The 24,757-nt window shown below is 52.4% G+C and carries 21 protein-coding genes and 1 pseudogene; 9 read left to right on the forward strand and 13 right to left on the reverse strand.

Annotated features, from left to right (window positions below; genetic code table 11):
• Positions 1-41: 41 nt before the first annotated feature.
• Positions 42-1,745: a SulP family inorganic anion transporter gene (locus D9980_RS08155; protein ID WP_121606987.1), complete on the reverse strand. Its 1,704-nt coding sequence runs from the start codon at positions 1,743-1,745 to the stop codon at positions 42-44.
• A gap of 222 nt (positions 1,746-1,967) precedes the next feature.
• Between D9980_RS08155 and D9980_RS08160 the strand changes: the two genes are divergently transcribed.
• A complete protein-coding gene (locus tag D9980_RS08160; RefSeq protein WP_024486859.1) occupies positions 1,968-2,507 on the forward strand; it encodes a septation protein A in 540 nt (179 codons plus the stop codon).
• On the forward strand, positions 2,507-2,929 hold the full coding sequence (yciA, locus tag D9980_RS08165) for an acyl-CoA thioester hydrolase YciA (protein WP_021181241.1): 423 nt from the start codon (positions 2,507-2,509) through the stop codon (positions 2,927-2,929). The genes D9980_RS08160 and yciA overlap by 1 nt, the downstream gene beginning before the upstream one ends.
• Positions 2,930-2,977: 48 nt before the next feature.
• On the opposite strand, the gene tonB is transcribed toward yciA, so the two are convergent.
• Positions 2,978-3,724 carry a TonB system transport protein TonB gene (gene tonB / locus D9980_RS08170; RefSeq protein WP_121606988.1) on the reverse strand — a complete coding sequence of 249 codons (747 nt, stop codon included), beginning with the start codon at positions 3,722-3,724 and terminating at the stop codon, positions 2,978-2,980.
• 319 nt (positions 3,725-4,043) lie between these two features.
• Between tonB and D9980_RS08175 the strand changes: the two genes are divergently transcribed.
• Positions 4,044-4,340, forward strand: coding sequence for a YciI family protein (locus D9980_RS08175; RefSeq protein WP_024486857.1), 297 nt, complete (start codon positions 4,044-4,046; stop codon positions 4,338-4,340).
• A gap of 115 nt (positions 4,341-4,455) precedes the next feature.
• Here D9980_RS08175 and D9980_RS08180 read toward each other — a convergent pair whose 3' ends face one another.
• Positions 4,456-5,013, reverse strand: coding sequence for a TetR/AcrR family transcriptional regulator (locus tag D9980_RS08180; protein WP_065685693.1), 558 nt, complete (start codon positions 5,011-5,013; stop codon positions 4,456-4,458).
• 121 nt (positions 5,014-5,134) lie between these two features.
• Here D9980_RS08180 and D9980_RS08185 point away from each other — a divergent pair.
• Positions 5,135-6,618, forward strand: a pseudogene (locus tag D9980_RS08185) (MFS transporter).
• 200 nt (positions 6,619-6,818) lie between these two features.
• Complete coding sequence (locus D9980_RS08190) at positions 6,819-7,310, forward strand: Dps family protein (protein WP_021181236.1); 492 nt, start codon at positions 6,819-6,821, stop codon at positions 7,308-7,310.
• Positions 7,311-7,358: 48 nt separating this feature from the next.
• On the opposite strand, the gene D9980_RS08195 is transcribed toward D9980_RS08190, so the two are convergent.
• Positions 7,359-7,535, reverse strand: coding sequence for a YciY family protein (locus D9980_RS08195; protein WP_004945296.1), 177 nt, complete (start codon positions 7,533-7,535; stop codon positions 7,359-7,361).
• Positions 7,536-7,771: 236 nt separating this feature from the next.
• Here D9980_RS08195 and cls point away from each other — a divergent pair, with 236 nt between their 5' ends.
• Together cls and D9980_RS08205 are read left to right on the forward strand one after the other, a co-directional pair.
• The gene (gene cls, locus D9980_RS08200; RefSeq protein ID WP_024487022.1) at positions 7,772-9,232 is read left to right on the forward strand and encodes a cardiolipin synthase; all 1,461 of its coding nucleotides are present in this window, start codon (positions 7,772-7,774) and stop codon (positions 9,230-9,232) included.
• 56 nt (positions 9,233-9,288) lie between these two features.
• Positions 9,289-9,612 carry an HI1450 family dsDNA-mimic protein gene (locus D9980_RS08205; protein ID WP_021181235.1) on the forward strand — a complete coding sequence of 108 codons (324 nt, stop codon included), beginning with the start codon at positions 9,289-9,291 and terminating at the stop codon, positions 9,610-9,612.
• Positions 9,613-9,672: 60 nt separating this feature from the next.
• Here the strand turns inward: D9980_RS08205 and oppF are convergent, their stop codons facing one another.
• From oppF to D9980_RS08240, 7 genes are all read right to left on the reverse strand, one after another.
• Positions 9,673-10,671, reverse strand: coding sequence for a murein tripeptide/oligopeptide ABC transporter ATP binding protein OppF (gene oppF, locus D9980_RS08210; protein WP_021181234.1), 999 nt, complete (start codon positions 10,669-10,671; stop codon positions 9,673-9,675).
• A complete protein-coding gene (locus D9980_RS08215; protein ID WP_121606989.1) occupies positions 10,668-11,660 on the reverse strand; it encodes an ABC transporter ATP-binding protein in 993 nt (330 codons plus the stop codon). Before D9980_RS08215 ends, oppF begins: the two co-directional genes overlap by 4 nt.
• An 11-nt stretch (positions 11,661-11,671) precedes the next feature.
• Positions 11,672-12,577 (reverse strand): oligopeptide ABC transporter permease OppC, encoded by a 906-nt coding sequence (oppC, locus tag D9980_RS08220; protein WP_021181232.1) that lies wholly within the window; start codon positions 12,575-12,577, stop codon positions 11,672-11,674.
• Positions 12,578-12,592: 15 nt separating this feature from the next.
• Entirely contained in the window at positions 12,593-13,513 is a 921-nt protein-coding gene (gene oppB, locus D9980_RS08225) for an oligopeptide ABC transporter permease OppB (protein WP_021181231.1), read from the reverse strand.
• An 82-nt stretch (positions 13,514-13,595) separates the two neighbouring features.
• Complete coding sequence (gene oppA, locus D9980_RS08230; RefSeq protein WP_024486728.1) at positions 13,596-15,233, reverse strand: oligopeptide ABC transporter substrate-binding protein OppA; 1,638 nt, start codon at positions 15,231-15,233, stop codon at positions 13,596-13,598.
• Between the two features lie 152 nt (positions 15,234-15,385).
• A complete protein-coding gene (locus D9980_RS08235; RefSeq protein ID WP_121606990.1) occupies positions 15,386-17,023 on the reverse strand; it encodes an ABC transporter substrate-binding protein in 1,638 nt (545 codons plus the stop codon).
• Positions 17,024-17,702: 679 nt separating this feature from the next.
• Complete coding sequence (locus D9980_RS08240; RefSeq protein ID WP_021181228.1) at positions 17,703-18,347, reverse strand: YchE family NAAT transporter; 645 nt, start codon at positions 18,345-18,347, stop codon at positions 17,703-17,705.
• Between the two features lie 519 nt (positions 18,348-18,866).
• Between D9980_RS08240 and adhE the strand changes: the two genes are divergently transcribed.
• A complete protein-coding gene (gene adhE, locus D9980_RS08245) occupies positions 18,867-21,542 on the forward strand; it encodes a bifunctional acetaldehyde-CoA/alcohol dehydrogenase (RefSeq protein WP_121606991.1) in 2,676 nt (891 codons plus the stop codon).
• Positions 21,543-21,705: 163 nt separating this feature from the next.
• Here the strand turns inward: adhE and D9980_RS08250 are convergent, their stop codons facing one another.
• Positions 21,706-22,290, reverse strand: a complete 585-nt coding sequence (locus tag D9980_RS08250) for a thymidine kinase (RefSeq protein ID WP_121606992.1) — start codon at positions 22,288-22,290, stop codon at positions 21,706-21,708.
• A gap of 878 nt (positions 22,291-23,168) precedes the next feature.
• Between D9980_RS08250 and hns the strand changes: the two genes are divergently transcribed.
• Positions 23,169-23,576, forward strand: coding sequence for a histone-like nucleoid-structuring protein H-NS (hns, locus tag D9980_RS08255; protein ID WP_024486694.1), 408 nt, complete (start codon positions 23,169-23,171; stop codon positions 23,574-23,576).
• A gap of 169 nt (positions 23,577-23,745) precedes the next feature.
• On the opposite strand, the gene D9980_RS08260 is transcribed toward hns, so the two are convergent.
• Entirely contained in the window at positions 23,746-24,756 is a 1,011-nt protein-coding gene (locus tag D9980_RS08260) for an NAD-dependent epimerase (protein WP_121606993.1), read from the reverse strand.
• Between the last annotated feature and the right edge of the window lies 1 nt (position 24,757).

Here is a 24,757-nt window from a genome sequence, read left to right on the forward strand (position 1 = left end):
AGTTGACGTTTAAGGGCACGCTTTTAGCGTGCCCTTTTTATTTACTGTGCCGTGCCCGGTTCGGCCTGTTCCTTACTTTGTATCAGCTTGAGTGCCAGATAGAGGTCGGGTACCAGGATCAGATCCTTATCGCGCCCCACCTGATTGATACGGAACCAGCGCGTTAACTCGGTGCGCCGTCCGGCCAGCACCAGCTTTACGTTACGCTGTAACAAATCACGTTTTAGCTCATCAATGGCCGCCAGCACGCTGATATCAGCATGGGTAAAACTGGCCACCGCATCCACCACCACCCAACGTGGCTGGAACGGCGTGCTGTCGACCAGATTGAGGATGCGCCGTTTGAAGTAGGCCACGTTAAAATAGGTCAGCGGGGAATTAAAGCGGTACATCATCACGCCCTGCACCGCCTTCACCCCGTTGTTGTTGCCCATTGAGTGGATCATGCCTTCCTCATTGACTCCCAGCAGTTGCTCCGTTGGGCGGAACACGGTGCGGAGAAACTGCATCAGGCCAAGCAATACCGCCAAGCCAATGCCGCTGATCACCCCCACCAGCAGCACACTGACGAAGGTGAAGGCCGCCAGCCTGAACGCCTGGGCATTGCGCTTGCGCAGGATCCAGATGCCGCGAATGTCGATCAACGACCAGGCGGCGTACATCAGCACCACGCCTAATCCGGCCACCGGAATAAATTGCAGCGGCGAAGTCAGGAACAGCAGCACAATGCCAATCACGATGGCGGCAATAATTGATACCAGCTGGCTTTTGCCGCCATTGGCATCGTTTACCGCCGTACGCGAATCGGCTCCGCTGATGGCAAAACCTTGCGACAGAGCGGAAACAATATTTACCAGCCCAAGCGCACGGAACTCCGCATCGGCATTAACTTCGTAGCCATTTTTCGCCGCGAAGCTGCGCGCCGTAAGCATCATGCTGACAAAGCTGACCACCGCCAGGTTGAGCGCCGGTATCACCATGTCACGCAGTAAGCCCGGCTGAAAATCCGGCCACTGGACGATAGGCAGCATGCCGCTGAAGCCCCCTACGGTAATAATACCGTGCTGCTGCAAATTACCCGCCCAGGTGATAAAGGCGACCAGCACGATGGCAAACAACGGCGCAGGCCAATTAGGCCGCAGCTTTTTAACCCCCACCAGCATTGTCAGCGTAAGCAATGAAATGCCCATCGTCGGCCAATCGCTGTGCAGAATGTTGCCGGGCAAGGCATAAATACGTTCAATCAGCTGCGCCGGTGGCGTACCGAACCCCAGCACTTTACCGATCTGATCGACGATGATGGTCACCGCCACGCCATTTAGCAATCCGCTGAGGATTGGGCGGGAAAGTAGGTCTGCCAAGGCTCCGAGCCGGAAGCGGCTGGCCAGCAAACACCAAGCTCCCGTCATGGCGGTCATCATGATGGTGAGCTGCCAGTGCAGCTCCATACTTCCTGCAGCAAGCGGAGTCACCACGGCGGCGATAACCGCACAGGTTGCCGCATCCGGCCCAACAATCAACTGCCGCGACGAGCCAAAAATGGCATAGGCGATCATCGGCAAAATACAGGAGTAAAGCCCGACCACCGGGCTGACACCGGCCAATTCGGCATAGGCGATCGCCACCGGCAAAGCTACTGCTGCGACCGATAACCCCGCTCGAATATCCGGCTTCAACCAACTGCGTTCATATCCTAACAAATGCGTCAAACCGGGCGTCCACGCCCGCAGAGACTTCCACTGCATAGCTATTTTCCATGGTAAATTATGCGGCTATTATTATGCTTAATATGCGTGGTACACCCAGCGCTTGCAAATAACCGAGGGTAACAATCGTAAGTTTATGCAAATTCTGGCGTTTACAGCAGCAATCTACCGGACGAACACCGATAATCTGCCCTTTAGTGCGATACACAGAACGCGCCAAATCCGGTATAGTCGCCCGATGAACCTATGATGGATTGATTTATGAAGCAGTTTCTTGATTTTCTACCCCTGATTGTCTTTTTTGCCTTTTATAAGCTTTACGATATCTACGTCGCCTCAGGTGCCTTGATCGTCGCTACCGCCCTGGCACTGGTCTTTACCTGGCTGAAATATCGCAAGGTAGAGAAGATGACGCTGATCACCTTTGCCATGGTCGCCGTATTCGGTACCTTGACCCTGGTGTTCCATAACGACCTGTTTATCAAATGGAAGGTCACGGCCATCTACACCCTGTTCGCTCTGGCGTTGCTGATCAGCCAACTGATACTGAAAAAGCCGCTGATCCAACGCATGCTGGGTAAAGAGCTGACCCTGCCGGACAGCGTCTGGAACCACCTTAACATTGCCTGGGCCCTGTTCTTCCTGGCCTGCGGCTTGGCCAATATCTATGTGGCATTCTGGATGCCGCAGGACGTTTGGGTTAACTTCAAGGTATTTGGCCTGACCGTGCTGACGCTGGTCTTCACCCTGTTGAGCGGTATCTATATTTACCGTCATATGCCAGAAGAGCAGAAGAAATAATGACCGAGCAACGACCTTTGCCTAGCGGTGAACTGGTACTGCGCACGCTGGCCATGCCGGCAGATACCAATGCCAACGGCGATATTTTTGGCGGCTGGCTGATGTCACAAATGGACATCGGCGGCGCGATCCTGGCCAAAGAGATAGCCGAAGGGCGCGTGGTGACCGTGCGGGTAGACGGCATGACCTTTCTCAAGCCGGTGGCCGTGGGTGACGTGGTGTGCTGCTATGCCAACTGTATCCGTAGTGGCCGCAGCTCGATTACCATCAATGTGGAAGTTTGGGTCAAGAAGGTGTCTTCTGCCCCGATTGGCCAGCGCTACCGTGCCACGGAAGCGGTCTTTACCTATGTAGCGGTAGATGATGGCGGCAGCCCTCGCGCCCTGCCAGACGGCAAGATGAACTTCCGCGTTGGCGAGTAAGCCTACGCCAGATAGCAAAAAGGTCGCAAATGCGACCTTTTTTATTGCTTACTCAACCGTCGAGCCTTCCATTTTGAAGACGATGGTCTTCGTCAGGTTTTGCGCGGCTTTGGCTTCATAGCGCCATTTACGCATTGCCTGCTTCACTTCACGTTCGAACATATTACGTGGTTCCGCAGACAGAATACGCACGTTTGTAACCCGCCCATCGCTATCGACATCGAACTGAACTTTGACATTGCCTTCAATCTGCAATGCCCGGGCGCGCGGTGGATACATCGGCTTGCCGATGCTCAAGGCTTTTGGCCCCAACTCACGGGAAGTTCCCGGCGCGGGTGCTGATGGTGCCTGTTTAACCGGTGCCTTGTCGATCGGCTTGGCTTCGGATTGATTGTCGAACGGCGAAGGTTCACGCGGTTCGGTTTTCTTCACTTCACGCTTGACCGGCTTCTCTACCTTCGGCTTCGGTTTTGGCTTCGGCTTGGGTTTCTCCGGCTCCGGTTTAGGAATGGCTACCGGTACCGGCGGTGGCGGCTCGGGCTCCGGGATCGGTTCTGGCTCAGGCTCAGGTTCTACCTGGGGTTCCAGTTCCGCCGCTGCCGGCGGTGGCGGTTCTGCCAGCGCGGTCATATTCACCATCATAACGCTGATAGGGGCATCTTCCTGTTTCGGCAGCTCCAACACTTCGTTGACGGAAGCGTAGAGCAAGGCGGCCACCAGGGCACTGTGCAAACCAACGGAGAGGACAATTGGCACGGAAATTCGGCGAATAAGGAACATTTTGTTTAGCGGCATAATGATTCTGTTTCCTCTGGTGCGCCAAGTTTAAATGCAAATAGCAATCATATTCAATAACGAAAGACAAACTATCGCTTTAATCGGCATCATTAGGCGCTAAAACCAGCAAACTCATAGGGATATTAACTTTTAATTAGCCTTTTATTGAGCTTTGCATACGTATTGTTAACCAATGTGTTCCCTCACTCGTCAATCGCAGCTCACGCAGCTATCCTCAGCACGGTAGTGAATTTTTATCTGGATTGGCATTCCCTTGTCACAGGTTTTGCGCTACTTTGTGATTACCGTTGTATGGCAATGATTTTAAAGGTGAAATATGCTTTATCTGATCTACGCACAAGACGTACCTGGCACGCTGGAACAGCGCATGGCCGTTCGCCCCGCCCATCTGGCTCGCCTGCAGGCACTGCGTGATGAAGGCCGGTTGGTGGTCGCTGGCCCTAACCCGGCTATCGATAGCAACGATCCAGGCCAGGCTGGATTTACCGGTTCTACCGTGATCGCCGAGTTCCCTTCGCTAGAGGTGGCAAAATCCTGGGCAGCACAAGACCCGTACGTGGACGCTGGCGTATACGGCGAAGTCACGGTGAAACCGTTTAAACAGGTATTTTAAGCAAAAAAAAGCCAGCACGGAGGTGGCTGGCTAAAAGTGGGTTCTTCGAGGGAATATCTTTATTCGCTAAACATACTCGCCGCGCGGAGCGATCGCCATCTATCAGTGTGATAGGTCAACCATTGCGAGCCGTATCGGTAAGAACCCACTTTTGCAGATCGGCAAACATCGCTTCCCATTCCTGCTGAGTGATATCCATAAAGCCGAAGAACCGCAGCATGAAGGCTCCCTCGGTGGCCAGGAAGGCCAATCGCGCCTTTCTCCCCGCCTCGGTGGTCAGATCCAAACCTGCTATGCGGCTGCGATACCATTCTCGCGTACTGTCCAGGTGTTCTGGCGTCTGAATTAACGTCGCCATCAACCCGGCTGCCTTGGCGCTGGAAGCCTGATCGGAACTGCGGGTAGCCTGCATATGCGCCTGGACGATGGTTAACGGGTCCGGATCGCTGCCCGCGATATCGTCAAAAACCTGCTCATAAACCTTGCCCCAACGGTCAAACATCGCATCGATGAGCGCATCTTTGCTACCAAAGCAATATTGCACTCCCCCCTTGGAGATCCCCATGGCTTTGGCCACCGAATCGATGGTTAACCCTGCCGCACCTTGGGTCGCCACAATCTCTTCTGCGGTATCCAGCACCTTGTCACGATCGATACTCCGTTGACGCCCCATTGAGAAAGCCCCTTTTCAATACGTACGTATGGATTTATATTATAGCAGTATACCACCGGTGCTTCCGGGTGGTTACCGTAAGGTGACGCAGCCGCGTCATCGGTTTACTAGGATACTCTTTATGCACGCCCAAAACCGCTGGCTGATCCTGGCAATGATCTCCAGTGCGCTATTTTTAATCATTACCGATATGACGGTGCTTTACACCGCGTTGCCGCGCCTGACCCAGGCATTGGATGCCACAGCCTCACAAAAACTGTGGATCGTTAACGCCTACCCGTTGGTGGTTGCTGGCCTACTTCCCGGCGCTGGCATGTTAAGCGACCGTCTTGGCCACAAGAAAATGTTTATCGCCGGTTTGCCGGTCTTTGCCTTGGCCTCACTGTGCGCCGCGTTCTCCCCCAGTGCCGAGCTGCTGATTGCGTCACGCGCTTTCCTGGCCATCGGGGCCGCGATGATGATGCCGGCCACGCTATCCATCGTGCGCCACGTCTTTACCGATGAGCGTGAGCGTGCGCTGGCGATTGGCATCTGGGCCGCCGTGGCCTCTGGTGCCGCCGCGCTTGGCCCGGTGGTAGGCGGCGTTCTGCTGTCCTATTTCTGGTGGGGCTCGGTATTTCTGATCAACGTGCCGGTGGTGATGCTGGTTCTGCCGCTGGCGGTCTATCTGATCCCTCGTTGTGGTGGAGACAGTCAACGCCCCTGCGACTTTATCAGCTCGCTACAGATCATGTTCGGCCTGGTGGCGTCGATCTATGCGCTGAAAGAGCTGAGCAAACCCGCGTTCTCCCTGAGTGACTTCGCCATTGCGGCGGCGCTCGGTACGCTGTTCCTGACCCTGTTTGTCCGCCGTCAGCAGCGGGCGCAATACCCCATGATCGATTTCTCACTGTTCCGCAATCGCCTGTTTGCCAGTGGTGTCGGTGTGGCGATCGTTTCAATGATCGCGCTGATCGGGGTCGAACTGGTGTTAAGCCAGCGCTTACAGTTGGTGCTCGGCATGACGCCGCTGCTGGCCGCATTGTTTATTTTACCCATTCCGGTAGCCTCTGCTCTGGCTGGCCCGTTGGCCGGAGCTTTGCTACCTCGTTATGGCGAACGCTACATGCTGGTGGGCGGATTTATTCTCACCGCCTTAGGCATCGCGGGTGTCGCCCTGTGGTATCAAGGCAACGTCATTATGCAGTTGGTCTGCCTGTTTGTGGTGGGCTTTGGCCTTGGTGGTGCCATCACCGCTGCCTCAACGGCCATTATGCTCAACGCCCCCGAAGACAAGGCGGGCATGGTCGCCGCTATTGAAGACGTCTCATGGGAGTTGGGTGGCGTGTTAGGCGTCACGCTGCTGGGGGGTTGATGACGGCGGTTTATAGCCACAGCCTGGTATTGCCTGCCAATCTGCCCGTAGGCGATCTCGCTTATGACAGCATTGATGAGGCGTTACGATTAGCCGGAAATATGGGCGCGGACAGCGCAGAAAGGCTGATTCAGTTGGCTAGAGGAGCCTTCGATCAGGCCTTTATTGCCGTGCTGATCGCCGCCGCATTGCTCACCAGCCTGAGCGCCGGTGTGCTAAAATTTGCCTTGCGCAAAAGGGCGCAGGTGTAATTTAATCGATGAAGTTAAGTGGGCGCACATGCAGCGCCCCAACCCAATTAGCCAATTGATGAATGTAAGCACGGGTAAATTGGTTTGAACGATTGAATTGATGCTTAGTAGCAACTTTAACCTTATGATAGATCCGGTTAACCTGTTTTGTATGGATATCAATCTAGATAATCGAAACAAAGAATCAGGAGAAGATTATTATGGCAACGGCAAAGAAAGCGACCAAGACTCATATCGGCCTGGACACCAAACAATCAGCAAAACTCTCTGAAGCACTGAACGCCCTACTGGCTAACTACCAAGTGTTGTATATGAACGTGCGGGGCTACCATTGGAATATTTCCGGCCCGCACTTCTTTGAACTGCACGTCAAGTTTGAAGAAACCTACAATGACCTGCTGACCAAGGTAGATGAACTGGCAGAGCGTATTCTGACTCTGGGTTCACAGCCTCGCCACGCCTTCAGTGACTATCTGAAAACGGCGGATATCAAGGAAGACACCAATGTCACCGACGATAAAGGCACCCTGCGCGGCTTGCTGGAAGGTTACGCCATTTTGTTGCAACAGCAGCGCGAACTGCTGACGCTGGCCGCAGAGGCCGGTGATGAGGGTACCTCTTCTCTGATGAGCGATTACATCAAAGAGCAGGAAAAACAGGTGTGGATGTTGAACGCCTATCTGGGTAAATAACCCAGGTCCAGTAAATAGCAGAACAGCCCATAACGGGCTGTTCTTGTTTTACCACTCGTAAGCCACAACGAACAATAAGGCTCTGCGGTGTTGATCGTCCAAACGACGGCGAACACGAATGATATGCCGATTGCTGCACGATTGGCGCTCCAGCCAACGGTGCCTGCGCCGCTGGCTCTGCCGTAACATCCTCCAGCGGCCCACTTCATTTCTACTGCGTCTCATTTTACGTTACCCATCAATGCCAACCGCGGGCATTATAGACCTTTCAACGCGCGATCCAAGTCGTGCGTTCACCGCCGTCGCCCTCTCACAGGCGACAAAAAGTACGGTTTTTATTTTCAGCAAGTCCCTTTAGTCAATCATTTTTATGTAACTTAACTACCGAGAAAAGGTTTCACCTTTGTTGTTCTGTGCGTACACTCATTATTGGTGGCTTACGAACGGAAATTTTTGCCTTTATGACAACCTTTTATACCGTAATTAGTTGGCTCTTGGTGTTTGGCTACTGGCTGCTTATCGCCGGGGTCACATTGCGTATTCTGATGAAACGACGCACCGTGCCTTCGGCCATGGCCTGGCTGCTGGTGATCTATATTCTGCCCTTGGTCGGTATCGTTGCTTATTTATCCTTTGGTGAACTGCACCTCGGCAAACGCCGCGCAGAGAGAGCCAAGGCCATGTGGCCCTCAACCGCTCGCTGGTTGAATGAGCTTAAAGGAAGCAGCCGGATTTTTGCTACCGAGTACAGTGAAGTGGCCCGCCCACTGTTCCAGCTTTGCCATCACCGCCAGGGCATTGATGGCGTCAAAGGCAACCAGCTACAGTTGCTGACGACCACCGATTCAACGATGAATGCCCTGGTGCGGGATATCGAACTGGCACGCCATAATATCGAGATGGTGTTTTATATCTGGCAGCCCGGTGGGTTGGTCGATCAGGTCGCCGAATCATTGATGGCCGCCGCACGCCGTGGCGTACATTGCCGTTTGATGCTGGACTCGGCTGGCAGCGTACAGTTCTTCCGCAGCCCTTATCCCAGCATGATGCGTAACGCCGGTATTGAAGTGGTTGAGTCACTCAAGGTGAACCTGTTCCGCGTATTCCTGCGGCGTATGGACCTGAGGCAACATCGCAAAGTGGTGCTGATCGACAATTACATCGCCTACACCGGCAGTATGAATATGGTCGATCCGCGCTTCTTCAAGCAGGATGCCGGGGTGGGTCAATGGATCGACCTGATGGCACGTATGGAAGGCCCAGTGGCAACCACGATGGGTATCGTTTACGCCTGTGACTGGGAGATCGAAACCGGCAAGCGCATTCTACCACCGCCGCCAGACGTGAATATCATGCCGTTTGAACAGGAAAGCGGCCATACCATCCAGGTTATTGCCTCCGGCCCGGGATTCCCGGAAGAGATGATCCATCAGGCGCTGTTGACGGCGGTCTATTCCGCGCGTGAGCAGTTGATCATGACCACCCCCTATCTGGTGCCGAGCGACGATCTGCTGCACGCCATCTGCACGGCAGCGCTGCGTGGCGTTGACGTCAGCATTATCGTTCCGCGCGACAACGACTCAATGATGGTGCGCTGGGCCAGCCGTGCCTTCTTCTCGGAGCTGCTGGAAGCGGGCGTGAAGATTTATCAGTTTGAAGGCGGACTGTTGCACACCAAGAGCGTGTTGGTCGATGGCCAGCTCAGCCTGGTCGGCACGGTCAATCTGGATATGCGCAGCCTGTGGCTGAACTTTGAGATCACCCTGGTGATTGACGACAGCGGCTTTGGTGCCGATCTGGCCTGTGTGCAAGATGATTACATCGCCCGCTCGCAGCTGTTGGACGCCAAGCAATGGTTGAAGCGCCCGTACTGGCACCGCCTGGTCGAACGCCTGTTTTACTTTTTCAGCCCGTTGCTGTAAAAGCGGCAACGAGCATGGTTTAATAACCTCAAATCATTTGTTATCAGGATTTTTATATGGACTTGAATAATCGCCTTACCGAAGATGAAACGCTGGAACAAGCCTACGACATCTTCCTTGAGCTGGCTGGCGACAATCTGGATCCCGCGGATATTCTGCTGTTCAATTTACAGTTTGAAGAGCGCGGTGGTGCCGAGCTGTACGATCCGGCAGAGGACTGGCAGGAACACGTGGATTACGATCTGAATCCGGACTTCTTTGCCGAGGTGGTGATCGGCCTGGCGGACAGCGATGGCGAGCCTATCAACGATGTCTTTGCCCGCGTGCTGATCTGCCGCGAGAAAGATAACAAGCTGTGCCACATTTTGTGGAAAGAATAAGCCGGTTAACGGTATAAAAAAACCTGCCTAATGGCAGGTTTTTTATTATTAATCAGCCCATTACAACGGATCGACTTTCAGGCACGATACCGCATGACGGAAGCTGCCTTCCAGCAATGGGCGGGTTTTAGCGCATTCTGGCCCGGCAATCGGGCAGCGGGTGCGGAACACACAGCCCGAAGGCGGATTGATCGGCGATGGCAGTTCCCCTTCCAGCAGTTGGATCTGCTTTTCCTTCTCCTTGTCAGGATCCGGCACCGGAACCGCCGACATCAGCGCCTTGGTATACGGATGCTGCGGGTTATGATAGACCTCATCATAGGTTCCCAACTCCACCGCATGGCCCAGATACATCACCAGCACCCGATCGGAAATATGTTTAACCACCGCCAGATCGTGGGCGATAAAGATTAGCGATAACCCCATCTCACGCTGCAACTGCTGCAACAGATTCACCACCTGCGCCTGGATAGACACGTCCAAGGCGGAGACCGGCTCATCACAAATCACCAGTTTCGGCTCGAGAATCAAGGCACGGGCGATGCCAATACGCTGACACTGCCCGCCGGAGAATTCATGCGGATAACGGTTGATCAGGTTCGGCAACAGGCCCACCTTCAACATCATCGCTTTGACCTTATCCTTCACTTCCTGGCGCGGCATTTTCGGATTGTAGGTACGCAGCGGTTCGGCGATGATCTCACCGATGGTCATTCGCGGGTTCAACGAAGCCAGCGGATCCTGGAAAATCATCTGAATATCGCTGCGCGTCTTGCGCCAATCGGCATCGCTCATGCCCAGCAGATCTTTGCCCAACCAGGCAACGCGGCCACTGGTCGCCTTCACCAGGCCGATAATTGCCCGTGCGAAGGTGGATTTACCGCAGCCTGACTCCCCTACTACCCCTAGCGTTTCGCCTTCAAACAGGCGCACGGTGACACCGTCCACTGCCTTCAGCGTTTTCGGTGCCTGCCAGAACCACTGCTTGTCATCATGAATATCAAAGTGAACTTTCAGGTCTGCGACTTCCAGCAGCACTCTTTTATCGGTTGCGGTCATACCAACGCCTCCACCGGCTTGAAACAGGCGCGCAGGCGCCCCTCACCAAACTGCTCCAATGGCGGAGCACTCGCGCACTGTTCCATCGCATACGGACAACGCGGTTGGAACTGACAGCCCTTTGGCAAACGCAGCAGGTTCGGCGGGTTACCAGGGATGGTCATCAACGCTTCACCTTCGGCATCCAGACGCGGCACCGCATTGAGCAGCCCGATAGAATATGGGTGGCTCGGATGATAAAACACATCGCGGGCGCTGCCGTATTCCATGGTGCGGCCTGCGTACATCACCAAGACCTTGTTACAGATCCCGGCAACCACGCCCAAATCATGGGTGATCATAATGATCGCCGTATTGAACTCACGCTTCAGTTCGTTAAGCAGCGTCATGATCTGTGCCTGCACGGTAACGTCCAGCGCGGTGGTTGGCTCATCGGCAATCAGCAGCTTTGGCCGACACAGCAACGCCATGGCGATCATCACGCGTTGGCGCATCCCGCCGGAAAACTCATGCGGATACATACGCATACGCTTACGGGCTTCCGGCATTTTGACCGCATCCAGCATGCGGACCGACTCTTCAAACGCTTCGCTTTTGCTCATTTTTTTATGCAGCATCAGCACTTCCATCAACTGCTCGCCAACCCGCATATAAGGGTTCAATGAGGTCATCGGGTCTTGGAAGATCATCGAGATCTCTTCGGCCCGCAGCTTGTTGAGCTGGCTTTCTGGCAGGTTGAGAATTTCACGGCCGTTGAATTTTGCCGAACCACCGATGCGGCCATTGCTGGCCAGCAGGCCCATCAACGCAAATGCCGTCTGTGACTTGCCGGAACCTGACTCCCCGACGATGCCCAAGGTTTCACCCGCGCGCAGATCGAAGTTGAGATCGTTCACCGCGGTAACATCGCCGTCTGGCGTACCGAACGTCACACGCAGATCTTTGACGTCCAGCAGCAGCCCGGTTTGTGGTTGAGAATTAATGCTCATGGTTGCACTCCTTAACGATCTTTCGGGTCGAGGGCATCACGCAGGCCATCGCCGATAAAGTTGAAACAAAACAGAGTGATAACCAGGAAACAGGCTGGGAACAGCAGCAACCACGGTGATACTTCCATCGAGTTGGCACCATCGCTCAACAATGCGCCCCAACTGCTCAGCGGCTCCTGAGTGCCCAGCCCCAGGAAGCTGAGGAAGGATTCAAACAGGATCATGCTCGGCACCAGCAGCGAGGCGTATACCACCACCACGCCCAGTACGTTCGGCACGATATGCCGCAGGACGATATTGCGAGTCGATACGCCGCACACCAGCGCCGCTTCGATAAACTCTTTACGTTTGAGGCTGAGCGTCTGCCCGCGCACAATACGTGCCATATCCAGCCACGACACCATGCCGATCGCTACAAAGATCAGCAGGATGTTTTGCCCAAAGAAGGTCACCAGCAGGATCACAAAGAACATGAACGGGAAGGAGTTCAGAATCTCCAGCAAACGCATCATCACCGAGTCGGTCTTGCCGCCCAGATAGCCAGAAAGTGAACCGTACAAAGTACCCAAGACCACGGCCACCAGCGCCGCAGCGACCCCCACCATCAGCGAGATTCGCCCACCAATGGCCACGCGTACCAGCAAGTCACGCCCTGAGGAGTCGGTACCGAAATAGTGCCCGGACTCCAGGTTAGGCGCGGCGGACATCATTGCCCAATCGGTGTCATCATAAGCAAACTGCGACAGCCAGGGGGCACAGATCACAAACAGGGTGATCAGCGCTAATACAAACAGGCTGGTCACCGCCGCACGGTTGTGCATAAAGCGGCGGCGAGCGTCCTGCCACAGACTGCGCCCTTCAACTTCCAGCTGTTCGCTGAAGTTTTCCAGAGCTTCGCTGTTCTTTTTCGTCAACATCTTGCGTGCTCCAGCTTAGTAACGGATTTTCGGATCGATCACGGCATACAGCACGTCGACGATCGCGTTAAACAGGATGGTCAAGCCGCCAACCAGAATGGTCAGGCTCAACACCAGCGAATAGTCACGGTTCAATGCACCGTTAACGAACAGCTGGCCAATTCCTGGCAGGCCGTAAATAGTCTCAATCACCATCGAACCGGTGATAATCCCAACAAACGCTGGCCCCATATACGACAGCACCGGCAGCAACGCAGGTTTTAATGCGTGGCGCAGAATGATGCGGCGCATCGGCAAACCTTTGGCACGGGCGGTACGGATAAAGTTGGAGTGCAGCACCTCAATCATCGAGCCACGGGTAATACGCGCGATGCTGGCGATATAGGCCAAAGACAGCGCCACCATCGGCAGGATCATGAACTTCAGCGCCCCACCGTTCCAGCCTCCACCGGGCAACCATTTCAAGGTAATGGCGAAAATCAGCACCAGTAAGGGGGCGACAACAAAGCTGGGGATCACCACACCGGTCATGGCGAACCCCATCACCGTATAGTCCCACTTGGTGTTCTGATTCAACGCGGCAATAACCCCTGCGCTCACTCCCAGCACCACCGCCAGAACAAAAGCGGCAAAACCCAGTTTGGCTGAAACGGGGAACGAGGCCTTGACCAGGTCATTAACCGAATAATCTTTGTATTTGAATGAAGGGCCAAAATCGCCCTGCGACAGCTGCACCAAATAGTGCCCGTACTGTTTCCAGATCGGATCGTTAAGGTGATATTTGGCTTCAATGTTGGCCAACACTTCGGGTGGCAGCGCGCGCTCACCGGTAAACGGGCTGCCGGGTGCGAGGCGCATCATAAAGAAAGAGATGGTGATGAGTATAAATAGTGTCGGGATCGCCTCTAGCAGGCGACGAAAGATAAATTTAAGCATTGCCCTAGCCCTGTGCTTCAGCCTGATAACGGCTTATTGTCTTGAAATGGGCCGGCGACCTGTGCCGCCAGCCCTTGCCGCATCAATGTTTGATGATGTACAGGTTTTTGTCGTAAACGTTATCCAGTGGATCTTTGCCTGAGTAACCACCCACGTAAGGTTTCACCAGGCGAGCATTCACATAGTAATAAAGCGGAACGATAGCAGAGTCTTTATCCAGCTGGACTTCGGCTTTCTGATACAGATCTGCACGCTCTTCTTTGGTTTTCGCCGTCAGCACGTTGCCCATCAGCTTGTCGAATTCTGCACTCTTATAGTGCGGGGTGTTACTGCTGCTGTCAGACAGCATCATGTTCAGGAAGGAGCTTGGTTCGTTGTAGTCCGCACACCAACCAGCACGTGACACGTCATAGGTGCCCTGATGGCGGGTATCCAGGAAGGTTTTCCACTCCTGGTTCACCAGCTTCACGTCCACACCCAGGTTTTTCTTCCAGATAGACGCAGCGGCAATGGCCAACTTCTTGTGCAGATCGGAAGTGTTGTACAGCAGCGAGAAGGTCAGCGGTTTACCTGGGCCATAACCGGCTTCGGCCAGCAGTTTCTTGGCTTCTTCGTTACGCTTTTCCTGCGTCCAGCCAAACCACTCTGGCGGGGTCAACTTGGCACCGTCGGTGTAAGGAGGAGTAAAGCTGTAAGCTGGCAGATCGCCCTGGTTCTTCACCTTGTTGACGATAATGTCGCGATCCATCCCCAGCTTCAGCGCTTCACGTACGCGAGCATCGGTGAACGGTGCTTTCTGGTTGTTGATTTCATAGTAATAAGTACACAGGTAAGGATCGACGTGCACTTCGTTCGGGATCTCTTTTTTCAGCTTCTGGAACAGTTCGATCGGCATGTTGTTATAGGTCATGTCGATTTCACCGGTGCGGTAGCGGTTGACGTCAGTGACTTCTGAAGCGATCGGCAGGAAGGTGACTTTATTAATGATGGTTTTGGCGTTGTCCCAGTATTGCGGGTTACGTTCCAGCACGATACGTTCGTTAACCACCCAGTCTTTCAGCTTGTAGGCGCCGTTGCTGACGTAGTTCTGTGGCAGGGTCCACTTCTCACCAAACTTCTCTACCGCTTCTTTATTCACCGGCTTCATGGCGTAGTGCGGAGTCATTTCTACCAGATACGGCACCGGTTCGGTCAGCGTCACCTGGAAGGTATGATCGTCGATGGCCTTCACGCCCAGCGTCGATTTGTCTTTTTTACCCGCGATGATGTCATCCACGTTTTCCACGTGGGCATACTGCAGATAGCTGGCATAAGGAGAGGCGGTTTTCGGATCGACCAAACGCTGCCAGCTATACACGAAATCTTGTGCCGTTACCGGCTCACCGTTCGACCATTTGGCGTCTTTGCGCAGGTGGAAGGTCCACACTTTAAAATCTTTGTTATCCCAGCTTTCTGCGACACCCGGCACCACAGAACCGTCCAGGCTGTTATTCGCCAGACCTTCAATCAGATCGCGAGTGACGTTGTTTTCAGGCACGCCTTCGATCTTGTGCGGGTCAAGGGATTGTACTTCGGAACCGTTGTTCTTAACGATTTCCTGCTTGTCTGCCAGTTGAACGCCCGCTGGCACATCGGCCGCAAAAGCAGTTCCTGCCGCCGTCAAGCCTAGCGCCGCAATAATGCCTGCTGCCAGCAGGGACTTCTTCGTGATGTTGGTCATGTGTATAAACTCCAGTTTTTATTATCACAACTCCGTCGTGGGAGCTGCGTTGCCCGTTAACCGGGGGTTGCTATGGCTGGACGCCGTGGAACGAAACGGCGCAGCCTTTCCTGTGTATTACCGGCCGCTATCACCGCCGGTAATACCCTTGATTACTGTTTGATGATGTAAAAGTTTTTCAGATCGATATAGTCTTGCGGGTCTTTGCCGGTGAAACCGCCAACCGTAGGTTTGACCAGGCGTGCACTGACCCGATAATAGACCGGGATCAGCGCAGAATCTTTGTCCAGCAAGGTCTCTGCCTGCTGATAAATGGCACTGCGTGCAGTAGCGTCCGATGCTTTCAAGGTGCTGGCAATAAGAGCATCGAAGGCCGGGCTTTTATAGAAGAAGGTGTTATTGCTGCTGTTGGAAAGCAGCATATTCAGAAACGCACTCGGCTCATTGTAATCGCCGCACCAGGTGGCACGGGCCACATCAAACTGCCCTTCATGACGGCTCTGCAGCGAGGTTTTCCATTCCTGATTTTGCAATGTGACCTGTGCGCCGAGGTTCTTCTTCCACATAGAGGCGGCGGCAATAGCCTGCTGCTTATTTTGATCGGAGGTGTTGTACAGCAGGGTAAACTTGAGCGGTTTTTCAGCGGCGAACCCGGCCTGTGCCAGCAGTTTCTTCGCTTCTTCGTTGCGTTTTTCCTGAGTCCACCCAGCCCATTCCGGCTGGCTGAAGTTGCCTCCCTCGGTAAAGGTTGGCGTAAAGCTGTAGGCTGGAATTTGGCCCTGGCCCATGATCTTGTTGGCAATAATATCGCGATCCAGCGTCAATTTGACTGCCGCACGTACGCGCTCGTCGGTGAACGGCGCACGCTGATTGTTGATCTCATAATAGAAGGTGCACAGGTAAGGGTTAACGTGCAGTTGTTCCGGGATCTCGCGCTTAATTTTGGCATACAGATTCGGCGGGATGGCACTGTTGGTAATATCGATTTCACCGCTGCGGTAGCGGTTAATATCGCTGACCTCGGAGGACAACGGCAGGAACGTGGCCTGCTCGATCACCGTCTTGCTGTTATTCCAGTAGCTCGGGCTGCGTTCGAGCACGATACGTTCGTTGACGACCCACTCGGATAAGCGATATGCCGCGTTGCCCACGTAGTTCTGTGGCAGTGTCCACTTATCGCCAAATTTCTCAACCACGGACTGTTTCACCGGTTTCATTGAGGTATGGGACAGCATACTGACAAAATAGGGCACCGGCTCGCTGAGCGTCACCTTCAACGTTTTATCATCAATGGCGCTGACGCCAAGTGATTCAGGCGGTTTTTTACCGGCAAGAATAGCGTCAATATTCTCAATTCGGGCGTATTGCAAGTAGCTGGCATAAGGGGAACCGGTCTTGGGATCCGCCAGCCGCTGCCAGCTGTAAACGAAATCCTGCGCGGTCACCGGAGAGCCATCACTCCATACCGCCCCTGGACGCAGGTGGAAGGTCCAAGTCTGGTAATCGGTATTTTCCCAGCTTTCCGCCACCGCAGGAGCCAGATGACCATTGGCATCGGTGCTGACCAACCCTTCCAGCAGGTTGAGGATAATATTGCTTTCAGGCGTTCCTTCGACCTTATGCGGATCCAACGAAGCGACTTCTGAACCGTTGTTGATCACCATGCGCTGAAGTGGTACCAATTGCACACCGGCCGGTACCTCTACGGCCTGCAGGTTTTGGCTGGCGATCATCCCCAACACAGCGGCGATGATAACGGCCAACGGTTGATGCTTCGTGGTTTGCGGCATACTACAGGCTCCTTTTCACGGCTAAGCGATAATTGTGAAATAGTTATCAAGCGGGCTAAATATACGGATACCAGCAAAAATCATTCCTACCTGGCGCGTCAAAGATAAGATTTTTCCTTGTGACAAGTTGCTCGGAAATTAGCAGAAGCAAAAATTCATAGCCAATATTTTTTACAGAAATGTTAAGCATTTCTCTTTTATTATCCCATAGCCCTACAGACACCTAGCCTTCCCACTGGCCCATAAATGGATTAATCTTATGATTTTATTGAATAAATTTAGGATTAATTTTTAACCTTTTCATCCCAGATGAAAAAACCACTCAAAAGAAACATTCAGTTAACAAAAATGCCGTTCAGAGAATAAACACCTGCCTATGCGTGGTTAATCACTAATAACACCTGTGTGAAACGGAGACAAGCCCTACAGAATGATGTGATTAAATTAACAACAATTTTACCCATTGGGAGACAAAAACCCCCATCACGCGGATTTTAAAAGTGGAGAAAATAACATCTTGGTGCTTTATCAACCGATAAAGTGAGATTTGTGCCACAGGGTTGGGCAATAGAATGAAAAGCAGGCAGGTTATGCACTTTAATAATGCATCAACTGAGATAATTTGAAAAATTAAAAATAACTTAAGCCGCAAACAGGATTATCCGCGGCTTTATTAAGGTTATAACAATCCAGGGAAAATGGCTTTAATGCCGGTGACAATAAATTCGATCCCCAGCGCCATCAACAATAACCCCATGATACGGGTAATGACGTTGATGCCAGTTTGCCCCAGCAGACGCACCAGCAGCGGAGCTGCCCGGAACAATAGCCAACAACAGAAAGCGAACAAAGCGATCGCCACGGTAAAACCTAACAGGTTCTGCCAGCTGTGGTAACGAGAGCTCCAGACAATGGTGGAACTGATGGCACCCGGCCCGGCCATCAGCGGCAGCGCCAAGGGAACGACGCCGATGCTTTCACGGATCGCGCTCTCTGACTTTTCCTGCTTGTTCTGTTTGTCTTCACCCAGCTTGCCGCTGATCATCGACATGGCGATGGTCACCACCAGAATGCCGCCGGCAATACGGAAAGAATCGATAGAGATACCAAACATACGCAATATGCCCTCACCCAGGAACAGCGAGGTCCACAAAATAATCGCCACCGACAGGTTAGCCGTCAGGTTGGTTTTGTTACGCCCGACCTCGGCCTGGTAGCTGGTCATGCTGATAAACACCGGCAGAATACCTACCGGGTTGACCAGCGCAAACAGGCCGACAAAGAACTTGATGTAGCCGGAAAAATCCAACAGAGATTGGCCCACGAAAAACTCCGCATAAATAGCTGTAAAAAGAGACACTGCCGATGCGCGCTAATGTAATAGAATTGCGCCAGCTAATCCATCCACCCGACCAGCATTTTTCCCTACCCCAACAGAATGTTACAAAACAATTCGCTATTGTTAATGCTTTGTGTGCTGCCTGCTGTTATTCAGTATCATCACGGCATGGCCAAACACCTTGTTGATAATTACTCTCAACAAAAGCAAGCTGAAAGGTGTCAGCTTGCGATTTTTATGATGTACATCACAAAATATCTACTCAGGAATAGTTAAGCTCTTAGTCGTAGTCAAAAGGGAGTACGAGGTATGGATACCGATTTCTGTCTCGCTTGCCTACTACCAACTTGCACTTGGTAAAGCTCTTTAAGTAAATCAGCAGTATGGGTCGCTAACTGCGGGAAAAGTCTCATTATCTAACAGACGCCTTCCTGACAGATGTCTATACTAGTTCCTCGAACGGCTTATTTACTGAAAGAGTTTAACATTTATCAGGAGAGCATCATGGCTGTAACGAATGTCGCTGAATTGAACGAGCTAGTTGCACGTGTCAAAAAAGCCCAGCGCGAATATGCCAACTTCTCACAAGAGCAAGTTGATAAGATCTTCCGCGCCGCTGCCCTCGCCGCCGCAGATGCCCGTATTCCTCTGGCTAAACTAGCCGTTGAAGAATCAGGCATGGGTATCGTTGAAGACAAAGTCATCAAAAACCACTTCGCTTCCGAATACATCTATAACGCCTATAAAGACGAAAAGACCTGCGGGATCCTCTCTGAAGATGAAACTTTCGGTACCATTACTATAGCTGAGCCAATTGGTCTGCTGTGCGGTATCGTGCCAACCACCAACCCGACTTCTACCGCAATCTTCAAAGCGCTGATCAGCCTGAAGACCCGTAACGGCATCATTTTCTCCCCGCACCCACGTGCCAAGAACGCCACCAACAAAGCCGCAGATATCGTGCTGCAGGCTGCCATTGCTGCTGGCGCACCGAAAGACATCATCGGTTGGATCGACCAGCCAACGGTTGACCTGTCCAACCAGTTGATGCATCACCCAGACATTAACCTGATCCTGGCAACCGGTGGCCCAGGCATGGTTAAAGCGGCTTACAGCTCAGGTAAACCTGCAATCGGCGTTGGTGCTGGTAACACTCCTGTGGTGGTTGACGAAACTGCCGACATCAAACGCGTAGTCGCTTCTATCCTGATGTCAAAAACCTTCGACAGCGGTGTGATCTGTGCGTCTGAACAGTCCGTGATCGTAGTAGATTCCGCATACGATGCAGTGCGCGCACGCTTCGCTTCCCACGGTGGCTACATGCTGCAGGGCAAAGAGCTGAAAGCCGTTCAGGACATCATCCTGAAAAACGGTGGTCTGAACGCCGCTATCGTTGGCCAGTCTGCACCAAAAATCGCTGAAATGGCCGGTATCAAAGTGCCAGCCAACACTAAAATCCTGATCGGTGAAGTGAAACTGGTTGACGAGTCTGAGCCGTTTGCTCACGAAAAACTGTCACCTACCCTGGCGATGTACCGTGCCAAAGACTTTGAAGACGCCGTCAGCAAAGCCGAGAAACTGGTCGCCATGGGCGGTATCGGTCACACCTCTTGCCTGTACACCGATCAAGATAACCAGACTGCACGTGTAGAGTATTTTGGCGACAAAATGAAAACCGCACGTATTCTGATCAACACCCCGGCTTCTCAGGGGGGTATCGGTGACCTGTACAACTTTAAACTCGCTCCGTCACTGACGTTGGGCTGCGGTTCCTGGGGTGGTAACTCCATCTCTGAAAACGTCGGTCCAAAACATTTGATCAACAAGAAAACTGTAGCGAAGCGAGCAGAAAACATGTTGTGGCACAAACTTCCTAAATCAATCTACTTCCGCCGTGGCTCACTGCCAATCGCGCTGGAAGAAGTGGCTACCGACGGGGCAAAACGCGCCTTCATCGTTACCGACCGCTACCTGTTCAATAACGGTTATGCCGATCAGATCACCAAAGTTCTGAAATCGCACGGTATTGAAACTGAAGTATTCTTTGAGGTTGAAGCTGACCCAACGCTGAGCATCGTACGTAAAGGTGCCGAGCAGATGAACTCCTTCAAACCAGACGTGATCATCGCGCTGGGTGGTGGTTCACCGATGGACGCCGCGAAAATCATGTGGGTGCTGTATGAACATCCTGAAACCCACTTCGAAGATCTGGCGCTGCGCTTCATGGACATCCGTAAGCGTATCTACAAGTTCCCGAAAATGGGCGTGAAAGCGAAAATGATCGCCGTCACCACCACTTCAGGTACCGGTTCAGAAGTCACGCCGTTTGCGGTAGTGACCGATGATGCCACCGGCCAGAAATACCCGCTGGCTGACTATGCTCTGACCCCAGATATGGCGATTGTCGATGCCAACCTGGTGATGAACATGCCTAAATCCCTGTGCGCCTTCGGCGGCCTGGATGCGGTCACTCACGCCCTGGAAGCTTACGTTTCCGTACTGGCCAACGAATATTCAGATGGCCAGGCGCTGCAAGCGCTGAAACTACTGAAAGAATATCTGCCAGCCAGCTACCATGAAGGGGCGAAAAACCCGGTTGCTCGTGAGCGTGTGCACAACGCCGCTACCATCGCCGGTATCGCGTTTGCCAACGCCTTCCTGGGTGTCTGTCACTCAATGGCCCACAAACTGGGTTCTGAGTTCCACATCCCGCACGGTCTGGCTAACGCCATGTTGATCTCTAACGTTATCCGTTATAACGCCAACGACAACCCGACCAAGCAGACCGCCTTCAGCCAGTATGACCGTCCTCAGGCACGTCGTCGCTACGCAGAGATCGCAGACCACCTCGGTCTGAGCGCTGCCGGTGACCGCACTGCACAGAAGATCGAAAAATTGCTGAAATGGCTGGATGAAATCAAGGCAGATCTGGGTATCCCAACCTCGATCCGCGAAGCTGGCGTGCAAGAAGCCGACTTCCTGGCCAAGGTCGACAAACTGTCTGAAGATGCGTTTGATGACCAATGTACCGGTGCTAACCCACGTTATCCGCTGATTGCCGAACTCAAGCAAATCTTGATGGATACCTTCTATGGTCGCGAATTCAGCGAAGCGACTGAAGAAGAGGCGGTAGTTGCAGCACCGGTTGCAGCTAAAGCGGAAAAAAAGTCCAAGAAATAACCGTTCTCTGAATGGTCAAAACCCGCCGAAAGGCGGGTTTTTTTATGCGTGAGATAAATTGCACCCAATGAGCACCACGCTATTTGCACAGCAATACCGGCTTACCTACAGGGTGGCATCAAAAAACGCCGCATAAGCCTTCTGCGGCGCTTCTGGCGCAATATCACTCTGGAGCCTTGATCGCCTCCTTGTAGTGCTTGCGGCATACAGAAACATAGCTTTCGTTACCCCCGATCACCACCTGCTCCCCCATATGCATCGCCTTGCCATCATCCCCCAGGCGCAGCACCATATTGGCTTTACGTCCGCAATGGCAAATGGTCTTCAATTCGACCAGCTTGTCTGCCCAGGCCAGCAGATGATGGCTGCCAACAAACAGTTCCCCAAGAAAATCCGTGCGTAAGCCATAACACAGCACCGGAATATCCAGTTGGTCCACCACATCGCAGAGTTCTTCAACCTGCTCTTTGGTCAGAAACTGGCTCTCATCTACCAGCACGCAATGTACGGGTTGCTGCTGATGCTCCTGATTAATCATGGCGTACAGTTGAGTGGCGTTATTATAAAGCTGTGCCTGCGACGACAACCCAATCCGCGAACTCACTTTGCCCACGCCGAAGCGGTGGTCGATCTCCGCGGTGAACACCAGCGTGCGCATACCACGTTCTTGATAATTATATGAAGATTGTAACAGTGCCGTCGATTTCCCCGCATTCATAGCGGAATAATAAAAATAAAGTTGAGCCATGTGGCTGCGACTCCAATGGTTTAAAATATATACCCTAAGACTTTCTGGTTGTAGCGTAGCCCCCCTGCTGACTCATCCTCTGGTCTTGCTGGTGCGTTACACTGCGCCCTTGCCACTAAGGGCAAATATATTCGCCCCGGTTGATGAGTTTGTTGCGGTTAACAACGCTGCGGCCTGAGAGACGACGGGTATATACTGTCGGAAGGTGCAGGTTGACATTGTAGCATAGACCGTGGCCAGACTCAGCAAGCGGGCTGACATTATCTTGGCCTAAGAAAATAGCCATAAGCCAAGTTTCATGTGAAACATTTTACATGCGCAGCGGACACTTTTACATCTATTTACAGATTACTGTGGTTTATCAAGCACAATTAATTATTGTTAATGATTAACTAAATTCATTAATGCTCAAACGGATATGTCCTGCCAGTGAGCAAACAGCCTGCCCCGCCCCTCCCGACAGCAATGCAATTAAATGTGTTTTGAGCGATGGCTACCCGGTTAATTGGAACGCTTAACAACTTACTCGCTCTTGACAGACTGTTTACCGCTATACCCCCATTCTTTACAGTACTAGTCCTTTTGGGGAAGTGATTATGGACACAAATCCTTCCCGATACTGTTATAGGGCATAATTATGTCAAGCGGGCCAAAATGACTTTAAGCTCAGCGATTATGCCTTCCGGCTGGACAATTTGGCATAAAAACCGGGTGGGATTAAAGCCTGATTCCCCTATGTTATTAGTCGGACAGTTCTCAATATCGGTTTTTTAAAGATAAATTTAGTCACTCTTTCAATTTGGCTATTGCAGAAAAGAAAGGAGCACTCTATTATTATCGTCACGCCCCCCCACCAATATAATTTGAGAGCTAGAACAATGAGCGAAGCATTGAAGATTTTGAACAACATCCGTACTCTACGTGCACAGGCAAGAGAATGCAGCCTGGAAACACTGGAAGAGATGCTGGAGAAGCTGGAAGTTGTTGTTAACGAACGCCGCGAAGAAGACAGCCAGGCTCAAGCAGAAATTGAAGAGCGCACTCGTAAACTGCAACAATACCGCGAAATGCTGATTGCAGACGGTATTGATCCAAACGAACTGCTGCAAACTATGGCTGCTACCAAAGCCGCTGGTAAAGCAAAGCGTGCTGCACGCCCAGCTAAATACCACTATAAAGACGAAAACGGCGAAATGAAAACCTGGACTGGCCAGGGCCGTACTCCAGCCGTGATTAAAAAAGCTATCGAAGAGCAAGGCAAATCTCTGGACGATTTCCTGCTGTAATAGCATTTTAGTTACCTTAAAAAGGCTCCCTATGGGAGCCTTTTTGCTTTGCACCCACGGTAATCACCCAGCCCTTCACGCGCGTTATCCCGGTTGACTAGCAAAAGTCTCATGTACTGGAAAAGAAAAAGGGGCCGAAGCCCCTTTATTTTACCTGTCTATCGCTCGGTTACTGAACGTTATAAAACGCCCGATACCAATCAACAAACCGTTTAACTCCTTCATCCACGCTGGTCTCAGGTTTAAACGCGATAGTCTGGTACAGCTCCTCGGTATCCGCGCTGGTATCCAAAACGTCACCAGGCTGCATCGGCAGCATATTTTTGTGCGCCGTGATACCTAACGCAGCCTCCAGAGCATGAATATATTCCATTAACTTAATAGGGCTACTATTGCCGATATTATAGACATGGTAAGGCGCAGAACTGCTGGCTGGAGACCCTTGTTCCACCGTCCAATTGGCATTGGGTTGAGGAACAATGGCCTGCAAGCGCACGACCGCCTCAGCAATATCATCAATGTAAGTAAAGTCACGATGCATCTCACCGTGGTTATATACATCAATGCTCTCACCGGCCAATATCGCCTTGGTGAATTTAAACAGCGCCATGTCAGGACGCCCCCAAGGGCCATATACGGTGAAAAATCGCAGGCCGGTGGTTGGAAGACCATATAAATGCGAATAACTGTGCGACATAAGCTCATTGGCTTTCTTCGTCGCAGCATACAGGGATATTGGGTGATCGACCGAGTCATCCGTAGAAAACGGTAGCTTGCGATTCAGGCCATAAACCGAGCTGGAAGACGCGTACAGCAAATGCCCAACCTTATTATGCCGACACCCTTCAAGAATGTTCAAATGGCCAATCAGGTTGGAATCCGCATAGGCCAAGGGGTGATCCAGCGAATAACGCACTCCGGCCTGGGCGCCGAGGTGAATGACCCGCTCAAACTGATGTTCAGCAAACAGCTCGGCAATTCCATTGCGATCGGCCAAATCCAGTTTGATAAACTGAAATGCTGGCTGATTAGCCAGCATGTCGAGCCGTGCCTGTTTCAGGCTGACAGCGTAATAATCATTCAGGTTGTCGATACCGACAACCTGATGCCCCATAGCTAGCAGACGCTCCGCTACGTGATAACCAATAAACCCTGCAGCGCCTGTAACCAGGAATTTCATG

The sequence above is a fragment of the Serratia sp. 3ACOL1 genome, assembly GCF_003668775.1.
Lineage (GTDB): Bacteria > Pseudomonadota > Gammaproteobacteria > Enterobacterales > Enterobacteriaceae > Chania > Chania fonticola.

Excerpts from the sequence above, each read along its gene's own strand:
- D9980_RS08155 (WP_121606987.1), bottom strand. The coding sequence starts at position 1,745 with ATGCAGTGGAAGTCTCTGCGGGCGTGGACGCCCGGTTTGACGCATTTG.
- D9980_RS08160 (WP_024486859.1), top strand. The coding sequence starts at position 1,968 with ATGAAGCAGTTTCTTGATTTTCTACCCCTGATTGTCTTTTTTGCCTTT.
- yciA (WP_021181241.1), top strand. The coding sequence starts at position 2,507 with ATGACCGAGCAACGACCTTTGCCTAGCGGTGAACTGGTACTGCGCACG.
- tonB (WP_121606988.1), bottom strand. The coding sequence starts at position 3,724 with ATGCCGCTAAACAAAATGTTCCTTATTCGCCGAATTTCCGTGCCAATT.
- D9980_RS08175 (WP_024486857.1), top strand. The coding sequence starts at position 4,044 with ATGCTTTATCTGATCTACGCACAAGACGTACCTGGCACGCTGGAACAG.
- D9980_RS08180 (WP_065685693.1), bottom strand. The coding sequence starts at position 5,013 with ATGGGGCGTCAACGGAGTATCGATCGTGACAAGGTGCTGGATACCGCA.
- D9980_RS08190 (WP_021181236.1), top strand. The coding sequence starts at position 6,819 with ATGGCAACGGCAAAGAAAGCGACCAAGACTCATATCGGCCTGGACACC.
- D9980_RS08195 (WP_004945296.1), bottom strand. The coding sequence starts at position 7,535 with ATGAGACGCAGTAGAAATGAAGTGGGCCGCTGGAGGATGTTACGGCAG.
- cls (WP_024487022.1), top strand. The coding sequence starts at position 7,772 with ATGACAACCTTTTATACCGTAATTAGTTGGCTCTTGGTGTTTGGCTAC.
- D9980_RS08205 (WP_021181235.1), top strand. The coding sequence starts at position 9,289 with ATGGACTTGAATAATCGCCTTACCGAAGATGAAACGCTGGAACAAGCC.
- oppF (WP_021181234.1), bottom strand. The coding sequence starts at position 10,671 with ATGACCGCAACCGATAAAAGAGTGCTGCTGGAAGTCGCAGACCTGAAA.
- D9980_RS08215 (WP_121606989.1), bottom strand. The coding sequence starts at position 11,660 with ATGAGCATTAATTCTCAACCACAAACCGGGCTGCTGCTGGACGTCAAA.
- oppC (WP_021181232.1), bottom strand. The coding sequence starts at position 12,577 with ATGTTGACGAAAAAGAACAGCGAAGCTCTGGAAAACTTCAGCGAACAG.
- oppB (WP_021181231.1), bottom strand. The coding sequence starts at position 13,513 with ATGCTTAAATTTATCTTTCGTCGCCTGCTAGAGGCGATCCCGACACTA.
- oppA (WP_024486728.1), bottom strand. The coding sequence starts at position 15,233 with ATGACCAACATCACGAAGAAGTCCCTGCTGGCAGCAGGCATTATTGCG.
- D9980_RS08235 (WP_121606990.1), bottom strand. The coding sequence starts at position 17,023 with ATGCCGCAAACCACGAAGCATCAACCGTTGGCCGTTATCATCGCCGCT.
- adhE (WP_121606991.1), top strand. The coding sequence starts at position 18,867 with ATGGCTGTAACGAATGTCGCTGAATTGAACGAGCTAGTTGCACGTGTC.
- D9980_RS08250 (WP_121606992.1), bottom strand. The coding sequence starts at position 22,290 with ATGGCTCAACTTTATTTTTATTATTCCGCTATGAATGCGGGGAAATCG.
- hns (WP_024486694.1), top strand. The coding sequence starts at position 23,169 with ATGAGCGAAGCATTGAAGATTTTGAACAACATCCGTACTCTACGTGCA.
- D9980_RS08260 (WP_121606993.1), bottom strand. The coding sequence starts at position 24,756 with ATGAAATTCCTGGTTACAGGCGCTGCAGGGTTTATTGGTTATCACGTA.